Here is a 12570-nt window from a genome sequence, read left to right as displayed (position 1 = left end):
CCTCTGAGGTGCGGCGGGCGGGCTCGCTTTGCCTACGAAGATTCACCAATAGACGACTCACGTGCCACCCCGAGATGCCTGTGTAGGTCATAGCGCGACACCTTGTACGCCCGTCCGTGGCGGAGCACCCGCACGGGGTAACGCCCGGTACGGGCGAGGTGGTAGCCAGTCGTCCGGCCAAGGTGCAACGCCCTGTTGGCCGTCTCAAGCGGGATCGCAACGGGAAGCGTCATCAGCTCGTCGTGTGTCATCCCGTGCTCAGTCGTGCTCATCATCTGCCCCCAGTGACATCGGTGTGCACATCGGCCCGGTGGTGCCGAGCGATGCCTAGATCAGCAACTTACGATCAAGGGTGGCGCTTTGCAACCAACAAAGCTAGCTTTGCGATATGCACAGTCACCAGACAGCGGGCGACGTCGTCGCCGCTCAGATCCGCCGGCACCGCGAGCGGCTCGGAATGAACCGGCACGACCTGGCCGCCGAGTGCGCGCGCCTCGGTCGCCCCGATCTCTCCTACGCCGTGATCGTCACGATCGAGACCGGCCGCGGCGACGGCAACGCCAAGAAGCGCCGTCAGGTGACCGCCGAGGAACTGCTCGTCTTCGGCCTCGCGCTCGCCACTCCTCCATTGCTCCTTATGGTCCCGCTCGGGACCGAGGAGACCGTGCCCACCGTCCCGGGCGCGGACCCTCGCGACCCGTACACGGTGTGGCAGTGGATGACCGGCGAGGCAACGCCGACGCTCGACGGCCCCCTCGACGGGCGGTACGTCGCCGACACGCGGCCGATCGCCGGTATCGGGCAGACGTGGGCCGCCGCATGGGCCACAGCGGCCTATCCGGTCTCGCTGTACCCCGAGCTCGCGCGGCGCCGCGAAAGGGCCCACAAGGCCCGACTACGCGCCGCGCTCGATCCATCGGCACAGGCCGAGTACGTCGACCGCCTCGACGAGCTCGCGCAGATCGTCAACGACATGCACCGCGCGAGCCTCACCGTCCCGCACCTGCCAACCGAGTTGGCCGAGGACTTGAAGCGGCTCGACCTGCTCGACAACCCCGACCAGACCAACCCGAGAGGTATCGAGTGACCGCGAAGGGAACCACGACAAAGCGCTGCTACTGCCGCCGCAAGGACGGCAAGCCGCTGGGCAGTTCCTGCCCCAAGCTCAAGCAGCGCACGCACGGCGTGTGGTCGATCCGGCAGGAACTGCCGCCGACCATGGAAGGCGACCGCCGCCTGTTTCGCCGCGCCGGATACGACACGCAGACCGAGGCGCAGGGCGACCTCGACAAGGTGCGCGCCCTGCTGAACATCGCCGACGCGGACGATCAGGACGGCCGCGCCCGCCTCGGCGACCTGCTCGCGTTGGTCGGGGCCGGTAAGGAGAGCATCCCCGATCTCGACGAGACGAAGCGGCGGTTCGGCACCGGCCAGTCGCTCACTCAGCACATGACCGTCGCCGAGTGGCTCGACCTGTGGCTCGCCGGCAAGAAGGCGCTGCGCAAGAGCGGCCACGACCGGTACGCGCTCGACATCCGGTGCCACCTGCGCCCCCGGATCGGGCACATTCGCCTCGACCGCCTCACCGTGCCGCACCTCGACGCCATGTTCGAGGGCATCGCCGAGACGAACATCGAGATCACCGAGGCGAACGCGGACCGCCGGGCGGCACTCGCCGAGCTCAAGGCGACCCCGTGGAAGGGAGGAGAGCACCGCGCCCGCCGGAAGGTGATGAAGGACACCATCGACGCGATGGCTCCGTTCCGGCGGGTCACCGGGCCCTCGACGCAGCAGCACATCCGGGCCACGCTGCGGGCCGCGCTCAACACCGCGATAGCCCGGGGCTCGATCACCTTCAACGCCGCGCAGCACGTCGAGCTCGCCGCCGCCAAGCGTCCGAAGGCGATGGTGTGGACCGACGCCCGTATCGCCGAGTGGCTGCGGACTGGCGACAAACCGAGCTCGGTCATGGTCTGGACTCCCGAGCAGGCGGGCGCCTTCCTGGACTTCCTCGCCGATACCGATCAGCGGCTGCTGCCGCTGTTCCACCTGATCACGTTCCGGGGCCTGCGGCGGGGCGAGGCGTGTGGCGTTCGGTGGTCCGACTACAACGCCGCGACGAGCGAGCTCACGGTCGCGACGCAGCTCGTGCAGGACGGTTGGGAGGTTGTCGAGTCGGCGCCGAAGACCGACAGCGGCGAGCGGATCATCTCGCTCGACGAGTACACCGCCGAGGTTCTCGAAGCGCACCGGATCAAGCAGGGGACCGAGCGCCTCGAATGGGGCGAGGCATGGACCGACAGCGGTCGCATGTTCACGCAGGAAAACGGGGAGTGGCTGCACCCCGGCACGCTGACCGATCAGTTCGAGCGGCTCGTCGAGCTCTCAGGTCTGCCGCCGATCCGCATGCACGACCTGCGGCACGTCGCCGCCTCGCTCATGCTCGCCGCCGGCGTCGACGTCAAGATCGTGTCCGAGACCCTCGGACACAGCGACAGCCGGATCACGCGGGACATCTATCAGTCCGTCATGCCCAAGGCTGCGCGCGACGCCGCCGAGGCCACGGCCGCCATGGTCCCGAGAGGCACCGTGCGTCGACCCGTTCAGCTCGCCGCCGAGCCCGAGGTCGAGGTCGAGGCGATCGTCGCCGAGGTTGAGGCCGAACCCGCGAACCCCGAGGTCACACCAGGTTCCGGGCACGCAGATGGGCACGCAATGGGCACGCAAGGGGATGCGAAGATCATTTTGTTCCGCCCCCGTCTGGCCCGGAAATAGCAAAACCCCCAGGTCACGGCGAGTGAGTCCTGAGGGTTCTACAGAGCCGCCTTCGGGATTCGAACCCGAGACCTACGCATTACGAGTGCGTTGCTCTGGCCAACTGAGCTAAGGCGGCAAGCTGCGGATATAACCGTCCCCGCAAGGACACGTTCGCATCCGCAGCGGCGCCAAGTCTACAGGGTTCTTTTGGGTGCTCCGTACCAGGTCCGGGGCCCCGTCAGAGGCCTCCGACGACGTGCCCGGTGTGGGGCGAGTCACCCGATACCGGTCCAGGTATGCCTTGTCCGGCACACCTGGCAGCTCATCGCCGGGCGGACGCTGCTCGGGCCCGACGGGGCGACGGCGCGGGTTCAGGGCCGCCGCCGGGCACTGACCCTCGGGCCCCCGGTCAGCAGCGCTTGCCGTCCTGCGGGGGCGTGCCCTCCAGGAGATAGGTGTTGACGGCAGTGTCGATGCAGTCGCTGCCGCGGCCGTACGCCGTGTGGCCGTCACCCTCGTACGTGAGCAGCCGTCCGGAGTCCAGCTGCCCTGCCAGCCCCTTCGCCCATTTGTAGGGGGTCGCCGGGTCCCTGGTGGTGCCGACGACCACGATCGGGGCGGCGCCCTTCGCCTCGATGCGGTGCGGGGAGCCGGTGGCGGGGGTGGGCCAGTAGCCGCAGTTCAGGGAGGCCCAGGCGAAGCCCCTGCCGAAGACCGGGGAGGCCTTCTCGAAGGCGGGCAGGGCGGCCTGTACCGCTTGGGGGCCGGTGAAGGCGGGCGGCAGGTCGAGGCAGTTCACGGCGGCGTTGGCGAACATCAGATTCGCGTACGAGCCGTCGCCCTCGCGCTCGTAGTAGGTGTCGGCCAGGGCGAGGAGGGAAGAGCCGTTGCCCGCCATGGCGGAGGCGAGGGCCTCGCGGAGCTGGGGCCAGGCGCCCTCGTCGTACATCGCGGCGATCACCCCGGTGGTGGCCAGCGACTCCCCGAGCTCGCGGCTCTCGCCGGTCGGGACGGGCCTGGCGTCGATCGCCTTGAAGAACGCCTTGAGGCGGGCGGAAGCGTCGGCGGGCGACTCGGTGCCGAGCGGGCAGTCCCGCTGCTTGACGCAGTCGGCGGCGAAGGACTGGAAGGCGTTCTCGAAGCCTGCCGTCTGGTCACGGTTCAGTTCGCGGGACGGCAGGGACGGGTCCATCGCGCCGTCGAGCACGAGCCGGCCGGTGCGGTCGGGGAAGAGTTCGGCGTACGTCGCGCCGAGGAAGGTGCCGTACGAAGCCCCGACGTACGTCAGCTTCTTGTCGCCCAGCACCGCTCGCAGGATGTCCATGTCGCGGGCCGCCTCGACCGTGGAGACATGGGGCAGGATCGCGCCGGAACGCTTCTTGCAGCCCGCCGCGAAGCCCTTCAGGGAGGATGCCAGCCGGGCCGTCTCCGCGGGGTCGTCGGGGGTCTGGTCAATCTGGGTGTGCGCGTCCATCTCCTTGCCGGTGAGGCACTCGACGGGCGCGCTGCGGGCGACGCCGCGCGGGTCGATGGCCACCATGTCGTAGCGGGCACGGACGGGGGCGGGGTAGCCGATGCCCGCGTAGCTCTGGAGATAGTCGACGGCCGAGCCACCGGGGCCGCCGGGGTTGACGAGCAGGGAGCCGAGGCGCTTGCCGGGGCCGGTGGCCTTCTTGCGGGCAACGGCCAGGTCGATGGTCTCGCCGTCGGGCTCGGCGTAGTCCCGCGGGGCCTTCATCGTGGCGCACTCGAAGCCGGAGACACCGCACGACCGCCACTTCAACTGCTGTGCGTAGTACGGCTTGAGGGCTGTGTCGGGGGCGGCTCTGCCGTCTCCGGCGGACGCGGAGGCGGCGCTGGGCGAGGAACTTCCGCCGGTGCATCCGGAGATCAAGAGGCCGGCCGTGGCCAGCGCTAGGGCGGAAGAACGGAACAGGCGCCTGGTGTCCATCCTCCGAGCGTAGTAGCCGGGTGGGCGTCGGCGTCGTAAGGCGCTCGTACGGATGACCCGGTCAACCCGGTGCCGGTCGGCGGGCATGCCCGCCGGCCAGCACCGGCACCGGCTGGCATGGCTGTACCGGCGCCGGGCCCGCCGGGTGGGGCCGCCGGGCCGCTAGCCCGCTCGGAGAGCCACCGCCATCGCCTCGACGGCCAGCAGCGGCGCCACATTGCGGTCCAGCGCCTGCCGACAGGCGAACACGGCCTCGATCCGGCGCAAGGTGCGCTCCGGGGTCGAGTCACGGGCGATCCGGTCGAGGGAGTCCCGTACATCGTTGTTGGCCAGCGCGATCTCGGAGCCCATCTGGAGGGCCAGCACATCTCGGTAGAAGCCGGTCAGATCGGTGAGCGCCAGGTCGAGGCTGTCGCGCTGCGAACGGGTCTTGCGGCGCTTCTGCTTGTCCTCCAGCTCCTTCATCGCCCCGGCCGTGCCGCGCGGCATCCGGCCGCCCGCAGACGCGCCGAGAGCCGCCTTGAGGTCCTCCGTCTCCTTGACGTCGACCTCGTCGGCGACCTGCTTGGCGTCCTCGGCCGCGGCGTCGACGAGCTCCTGGGCGGCCCTGAGGCACCCGCCGATGTCCCCGACCCGCAGCGGCATCTTGAGCACGGTGGCACGGCGGGCGCGGGCCCGCTCGTCGGTGGCGAGCCGACGGGCACGCCCGATGTGCCCCTGGGTGGCGTGGGCGGCGGAAGCGGCGACCTCGGGCTCGATGCCGTCCCGCCTGATCAGGACGTCGGCGACAGCTGCGACGGGTGGCGTACGGAGGGTGAGATGGCGGCAGCGCGAGCGGATGGTGGGCAGTACGTCCTCGAGGGAGGGCGCGCAGAGCAGCCAGACGGTGCGGGAGGCGGGCTCCTCGACGGCTTTCAGCAGGACGTTGCCCGCGCCCTCCGTGAGGCGGTCGGCGTCCTCGAGAATGATCACTTGCCAGCGGCCGACGGCCGGGGAGAGCTGGGCCCGGCGGACCAGTTCTCGTGTCTCCTTGACGCCGATGGAAAGCAGGTCCGTACGGATCACGTCGACGTCCGCGTGCGTACCGACGAGGGCGGTGTGACAGCCGTCGCAGAACCCGCAGCCGGGCTCGCCGCCGAGCGCACGGTCGGGGCTTGTGCACTGCAGCGCGGCGGCAAAGGCACGAGCGGCGGTGGACCGTCCGGAGCCGGGGGGCCCGGTGAAAAGCCAGGCGTGGGTCATCTTGGACGCGTCCGGGGGGCGTTCGCCGCGTGCTTCGGCGGTGACGCGGGTGTCGGCGTCCCGGGCGGCGGCGGCGAGCTGCGCCTGGACACGGTCCTGGCCGACCACGTCGTCCCATACGGTCATGTGCCGTCACCCGCCTTTCGTGCTGGGGTCTCCCATTGTGGGGCAGGGGTCTGACAGTCCCTGCCCCCGGACCCGCAGCAACGCGTCAGCGACCGCGGCGGGGGCCCTTGTCGTCGTCCTCGTCGGGCGGGCCGAGCAGTTCGTCCGCCAGGGTCGGGAGGTCGTCCAGCGGGGTCTCCTCCGCCCAGTCCGAGCGGCGCCGCGGGGGGCGGCCCGAACCCGAAGCCGAACCCGAAGAAGAAGCCGAAGACGAAGACGAGCCGGATTCCGGGTCGATCTGGGGGAGCTCGCGCGTGCGCTCGTTCGAGGGCTCGTCACGGAAGATACCCGGCGGGACCCGGTCAGCAAGATCCGCGTCGCGGACCGGCCCACGTACCTGCTCACGTACGGGCGGAAGCACCGCCGTCTCGTCCGCCGCGCGCGACTCACGTACGGGCGGAAGCACGGCCGTCTCGTCGGCCGCCCGCGACTCGCGGACCGGCGGAAGCACCGCCGTCTCGTCGGCCGCCCGCGGGTCCTGGACCTCCGGCAGCACCGACGTCTCGTCGTACGCTCCCGCCGTCCCGGGCGTCGGGACCTCCTGCGTCACCTCGTCGGGCGGGACAACCGGTTCGGAGGCCGAGCCCGAAGCCGCATCCGGGACCGACGCCGAACCCGAGCTCGAAGCCGCCGTCGAAGCCGAACCCGAGCTCGAAGCCGCAGCCGAAGCCGCCGAGGCTGCCGCCGCGGCCGTCTCAGCCAGCCGCCGCGCCTCCTCCGCCCGCAGCAACGCCTCCTCCGCCTTGCGCTGCTTCTCGCGGCGGCGCTCCTCCGCCTCCGCCCGCAGCCGTGCCTCCTCCTCGGCCTGCTTACGGAGCCGTTCCTGCTCCGCCGCGGCCGCCTTCTCCTCGGCCAGCCGGCGCGCCCGCTCCTCCTCCGCCTGCCGCCGAGCCTCCTCGGCCCGCCGCCTGGCCTCCTCCGCCTGCCGCTCGGTCTCGCGCCGCCGCGCCTCCTCCAGCTCGCGCCGCTTGCGCTCGTCCTCCTCGGCGCGGAGCTTGGCGAGCTGTTCCTGGCGCTCGCGCTCCAGTCGCTCCTCCTCCGCCTTCTGCGCGGCTTCCGCCTCCGCCCGTCGGCGGGCCTCCTCCTCGGCCGCCCTGCGCGCGTCCTCCTGCGCCTTCACCTCGGCGTCGGAGAGCGGCAGCAGCTGGTCGAGGCGATGCCGTACGACAGTGGTGACCGACTCCGGCTCCTGGCCGGCGTCCACCACCAGGTACCGGCCCGGGTCGGCCGCGGCCAGCGTAAGGAAGCCGGAGCGCACCCGCTGATGGAACTCCGCGGGCTCCGACTCCAGCCGGTCCGGGGCCTCCGTGAACCGCTCCCGCGCCGTCTCGGGGGAGACGTCCAGCAGCACCGTCAGATGCGGTACGAGTCCGTCGGTCGCCCACCTCGAAATACGGGCGATCTCGGTCGGCGACAGATCACGCCCGGCGCCCTGATAGGCCACCGAGGAGTCGATGTACCGGTCGGAGATGACGATCGCGCCGCGCTCCAGTGCGGGCCGTACGACCGATCCGACGTGCTCGGCGCGGTCGGCGGCGTACAACAGCGCCTCCGCCCGGTTCGAGAGCCCCGCCGACGACACGTCGAGCAGGATCGACCGCAGCCGCTTCCCGATCGGCGTGGCACCCGGCTCCCGCGTGACCACGACCTCGTGGCCCTTCGCCCGGATCCACTCCGCGAGCGCCTCGACCTGCGTGGACTTCCCGGCGCCGTCGCCGCCCTCCAGGACGATGAAGAAACCGGTCGCGGCCGGCGCCTGGGCCGGATCCGCGCCGCCACGCAGCGCGTCGCCCAGATCCCGCCGCAGCGGTACGCCGGAGCGGTCGTCCGTCTTGGCCAGGACGATCGCCGCGACGGGCAGCAGCAGCGCGCCCACCAGCATCAGCGTGAACGCCGCGCCGCCGTGCGCGAAGACGAAGTCGCCGTTCGCGAGCCGGTGCGGACCGATCGCCGCGGACAGCAGCGGCGCGGCAATCGCACCGAGGGCTATCGCGACCCGTACGACCGCCTGGAGGTGCTCGGTGATCCTGCCCCGCCGGAAGTCCTCGGTCTCCTGGTCGATGAGCGCGTGCCCGGTGTGCGCGGCGACGCCGGCGGCGAAGCCGGCGAGCAGCGCGATGAACAGCACGGTCGCCGTGTCCGGCACGAGGCCCATGGCGAGCAGCGCGACCCCGGTGACCGCGAGCGCGAGGGCGAGCAGCCGGCGGCGCGAGAGCGTGGGAAGCACGGAGGCTGCGCCGCGGATACCGAGCCCGGTGCCCCCGGTCAGCGCGAGCACCAGCAGCGCGAAGGCGGCGGGCCCGCCGCCCAGGTCCACGGCGTGCAGTACGGAGACGGCCGCGGCGGACGCGAGCGCACCGGCGACCGCGGCACAGGCCATCACGAACAGCGGTACGGCGCCCGTACGCCCCTTGTCCATGCCGTTGCCGGTGGACGGGCGGCGGAGGCCCTCGAGGGGCGAGCGCGGGCGCGGGGTCTGCGAGCCGGGCAGCTCCACGAAATACAGCGTGGAGACGGACGCGGCGAAGAGACCGGCCGCGATGTAGGAACCGAGAGCGGCCTGGTGCAGCGAGAACCACTCGATGCCCGAACCGAGCAGATTGCCGATCAGGGTGGCGACGAGCAGAGCCGCGGCGGCCACGGGAATGACGGCGAAGCTCGTACGCAGCCAGAGCCGGCGCAACGCGTCGAGGTGGTCGGGCAGCGGCCGCACAGCCGCGCCCTCCGGCGGCGGGGCGGGCAGCATGGCCGGGGCGGCGCCGTCACGGGCCACCGTCCAGAAGCGTTCGGCGACCCCCATGACGAAGGCGGTGATCAGCAGAATCGCCAGCGCGTTGCCGGGTGCCCAGTCGATCCACAGGGGTGCGACGATCAGAAGTGCGAGGCGCAGCCCGTCCGCGCCGATCATGGTCCAGCGCCGGTCGAGCGGACCGCCCTCCCGTCGCCCGCCACCACGCTTGCCCGAAGTCGCTTCGCTCCCCTTTGATCCCGCTTGATCCCGGTTTGGTCCCGGAGCGGTGAGCGACGTCATGGGGCCGAGCAGTACGGCCCCGAAGAGCAGGGTGGCCAGTACGCGCGCGCCGAGCACGGCGGCGACGGCGAAGGCCGCCCCGCGATAGCCGTCCCCGAACGATCCCTCGGAGACCGCCGCCTGGAGCGACAGCAGCAGAAGTACGAGAACGGCGAGGGCATCCCCGACACCGCCGACGACCTGGGCGTTCCACAATCGCCTCAGCGGAGGGAAGCGCAGCAGGGCGCGCACGGCGCGTTCACGTGAGTCTGCGGCAAGTGCGTCGGAGGCTGAGGCAGTCTCTGAGGCGGTGCTCATGACCGCCTGCTGCTCGGCTGGCTGCTCGGCTCGCGTCATCCGCCCAGCCTATCCGGAGCCCATGGCTCCCTGGAGGCCTGCCCGAACATACGGGCGCTTTGTGCGGAGGATGAGAAACCTCCCCCCGCACAAAGCGCCCGTACGCAGACTGTCTGCTCGCCCGGCTGTCCTGCGACTACTCCTCCGTCGACGCCTTCGCCGACGCGGCCGTCTTCTTCGCCGCGGCCGCCGACGTCTTGGCTGTCGCCTTCTTGGCCGTCGTCGTCTTGGCTGCCGTCGTCTTGGCCGCCGTCGTCTTCGCAGGGGTCTTCTTCGCGGCCGTCGTCTTGGCAGCGGTCTTCTTGGCGGCGGTCTTCTTCGCCGTGGCCTTCTTGGCCGGAGCCTTCTTCGCCGTCTTCTTGGCGGGACCCTTGGCACGCTTCTCGGCGAGCAGCTCGTAGCCGCGCTCCGGCGTGATGTCCTCGACGCTGTCGTCCGTGCGCAGCGTCGCGTTCGTCTCGCCATCGGTGACGTACGGACCGAAGCGGCCGTCCTTGACCACCACGGGACGCTCGCTGACCGGGTCCGTGCCCAGCTCCTTCAGTGGCGGCTTGGCGGCTGCCCGCCCCCGCTGCTTAGGCTGCGCGTAGATCGCCAGCGCCTCGTCCAGCGTGATGTTGAAGAGCTGGTCCTCGGTCTCCAGCGAGCGCGAGTCGGTGCCCTTCTTCAGATACGGGCCGTACCGGCCGTTCTGCGCGGTGATCTCGACGCCCTCGGCGTCGGTACCGACCACCCTCGGCAGGGACATCAGCTTCAGCGCGTCGTCCAGGGTCACCGTGTCCAGCGACATCGACTTGAAGAGCGAGGCCGTGCGCGGCTTGACCGCGTTCTTGCCGGTCTTCGGCGTGCCCTCGGGCAGTACCTCGGTCACATACGGGCCGTAGCGGCCGTCACGGGCAATGATCTGGTGCCCGGTGACCGGGTCCGCGCCGAGCTCGAAGTCGCCGCTCGGCTTGGCCAGCAGCTCCTCTGCGTACTCCACCGTCAGCTCGTCCGGCGCGAGGTCCTCGGGGACGTCGGCGCGCTGGTGGCCCTCCGAGTCCTTCTCGCCGCGCTCGATGTACGGGCCGTAGCGGCCGACGCGCAGCACGATCGCACTGCCGACCGGGAAGCTGGAGATCTCCCGGGCGTCGATCGCACCGAGGTCCGTCACCAGCTCCTTGAGACCGCCCAGGTGGTCGCCGTCGCCGTTTCCGGCCTCGGAGGCAACACCCGCACCCGCCGCCTCGCCACCGAAGTAGAAGCGCTTCAGCCACGGCACGGCCTGCGCCTCGCCCCGCGCGATGCGGTCGAGGTCGTCCTCCATCCGCGCGGTGAAGTCGTAGTCGACGAGCCGGCCGAAGTGCTTCTCCAGCAGATTGACCACGGCGAAGCTCAGGAACGACGGTACGAGCGCCGTCCCCTTCTTGAACACATAGCCGCGGTCGAGGATGGTGCCGATGATCGACGCGTAGGTCGACGGGCGGCCGATCTCGCGCTCTTCCAGCTCCTTGACCAGCGAGGCCTCGGTGTAGCGGGCCGGCGGCTTGGTCGCGTGGCCGTCCACCGAGATCTCCTCGGAGGAGAGGGCGTCGCCCTCGGCGACCTGCGGCAGGCGCCGCTCCCGGTCGTCCAGCTCGGCGTTCGGGTCGTCGGCCCCCTCCACGTAGGCCTTCATGAAGCCGTGGAAGGTGATCGTCTTGCCGGACGCAGTGAACTCGGCGTCCCGGCCGTCCGCAGCGCGGCCGGCGATCCTGACGGTGACGCTGTTGCCGACCGCGTCCTTCATCTGGGAGGCGACGGTCCGCTTCCAGATCAGCTCGTAGAGCTTGAACTGGTCGCCGGTCAGACCCGTCTCGGCCGGGGTGCGGAAACGATCACCCGAGGGACGAATCGCCTCGTGCGCCTCCTGCGCGTTCTTGACCTTCCCGGCGTACACGCGCGGCTTCTCCGGCAGGTAATTGGCACCGTAGAGCTGCGTGACCTGCGCCCGGGCCGCCGAGACGGCAGTGTCGGAGAGCGTGGTGGAGTCCGTACGCATATACGTGATGAAGCCGTTCTCGTACAGCTTCTGCGCGACCTGCATGGTGGCCTTGGCCCCGAAGCCCAGCTTGCGGGAGGCCTCCTGCTGCAGCGTCGTCGTACGGAACGGGGCGTACGGAGAGCGGCGGTACGGCTTGGACTCCACCGCGCGGACGGCGAACGAGGCGTCCTGGAGTGCGGCGGCCAGGGCGCGGGCGTTCGTCTCGTCCAGGTGCAGGACCTGGCCGGACTTGAGCTGCCCGTCCGAGCCGAAGTCGCGGCCCTGGGCGACGCGCTGTCCGTCGACCGTGTTCAGGCGGGCCGTCAAGGTCGAGGGGTCGGAGGCGTCACCGGCACGGCCGGTGGAGAAAGTGCCGGTCAGGTCCCAGTACTCGGCGGAACGGAAGGCGATGCGCTCGCGCTCCCGCTCGACGACAAGGCGGGTGGCGACGGACTGCACACGGCCGGCGGACAGCCGCGGCATGACCTTCTTCCACAGGACCGGCGAGACCTCGTAGCCGTAGAGACGGTCGAGGATACGGCGGGTCTCCTGGGCGTCGACCATGCGCTTGTTCAGCTCGCGCGGGTTGGCGACGGCCTCCCGGATCGCTTCCTTGGTGATCTCGTGGAAGACCATCCGGTGGACGGGGACCTTGGGCTTGAGGACCTCCAGCAGGTGCCAGGCGATGGCCTCGCCCTCGCGGTCCTCATCGGTGGCGAGGAAGAGCTCGTCGGACTCGGCGAGCTGCTCCTTGAGCTTCCTGACCTGCGCCTTCTTGTCGGCGTTGACGACATAGATGGGCTGGAAGTCATTCTCGACATCGACACCGAGGCGGCGCACCTCGCCGGTGTACTTCTCGGGCACCTCGGCGGCGCCGTTCGGCAGGTCGCGGATGTGCCCGACGCTCGCCTCGACGACATAACCCGGGCCGAGGTAGCCCTTGATCGTCTTCGCCTTGGCAGGAGACTCGACGATCACGAGTCGGCGGCCGCCCTTTGCGGTCTCGCTGGTCGGGGACAACTTCGCTCTTCTCTCCGGTCGACGCTCGGTGGGCACGTACGGCAGTACGCCACTGCGGTGACGCTG

The 12570-nt window shown here is 70.8% G+C and carries 7 protein-coding genes and 1 tRNA gene; 2 read left to right on the top strand and 6 right to left on the bottom strand.

Annotated features, from left to right (window positions below):
• Positions 1–32 precede the first annotated feature (32 nt).
• The gene (locus OG883_RS00150) at positions 33–272 is read right to left on the bottom strand and encodes an integrase (protein ID WP_266541121.1); all 240 of its coding nucleotides are present in this window, start codon (positions 270–272) and stop codon (positions 33–35) included.
• 116 nt (positions 273–388) lie between these two features.
• Between OG883_RS00150 and OG883_RS00145 the strand changes: the two genes are divergently transcribed.
• Both OG883_RS00145 and OG883_RS00140 read left to right on the top strand, forming a co-directional pair.
• A complete protein-coding gene (locus tag OG883_RS00145; protein WP_266533169.1) occupies positions 389–1087 on the top strand; it encodes a hypothetical protein in 699 nt (232 codons plus the stop codon).
• A 131-nt stretch (positions 1088–1218) separates the two neighbouring features.
• A complete protein-coding gene (locus OG883_RS00140) occupies positions 1219–2775 on the top strand; it encodes a site-specific integrase (RefSeq protein ID WP_266541119.1) in 1557 nt (518 codons plus the stop codon).
• A gap of 44 nt (positions 2776–2819) precedes the next feature.
• Here OG883_RS00140 and OG883_RS00135 read toward each other — a convergent pair.
• From OG883_RS00135 to topA, 5 genes are all read right to left on the bottom strand, one after another.
• Positions 2820–2893 (bottom strand) — tRNA-Thr (locus tag OG883_RS00135).
• A 273-nt stretch (positions 2894–3166) separates the two neighbouring features.
• Entirely contained in the window at positions 3167–4708 is a 1542-nt protein-coding gene (locus OG883_RS00130; protein ID WP_266533167.1) for an alpha/beta hydrolase, read from the bottom strand.
• 162 nt (positions 4709–4870) lie between these two features.
• Positions 4871–6076 carry a DNA polymerase III subunit delta' gene (locus OG883_RS00125; protein ID WP_266533165.1) on the bottom strand — a complete coding sequence of 402 codons (1206 nt, stop codon included), beginning with the start codon at positions 6074–6076 and terminating at the stop codon, positions 4871–4873.
• 85 nt (positions 6077–6161) lie between these two features.
• On the bottom strand, positions 6162–9482 hold the full coding sequence (gene tmk / locus OG883_RS00120) for a dTMP kinase (protein WP_266533163.1): 3321 nt from the start codon (positions 9480–9482) through the stop codon (positions 6162–6164).
• A 136-nt stretch (positions 9483–9618) separates the two neighbouring features.
• Positions 9619–12504, bottom strand: coding sequence for a type I DNA topoisomerase (gene topA / locus OG883_RS00115; RefSeq protein ID WP_266533160.1), 2886 nt, complete (start codon positions 12502–12504; stop codon positions 9619–9621).
• Positions 12505–12570: the final 66 nt, after the last annotated feature.

This window comes from Streptomyces sp. NBC_01142 (assembly GCF_026341125.1).
Classification (GTDB): domain Bacteria; phylum Actinomycetota; class Actinomycetes; order Streptomycetales; family Streptomycetaceae; genus Streptomyces.
This window is presented reverse-complemented; position numbering and strand designations above follow the sequence as displayed.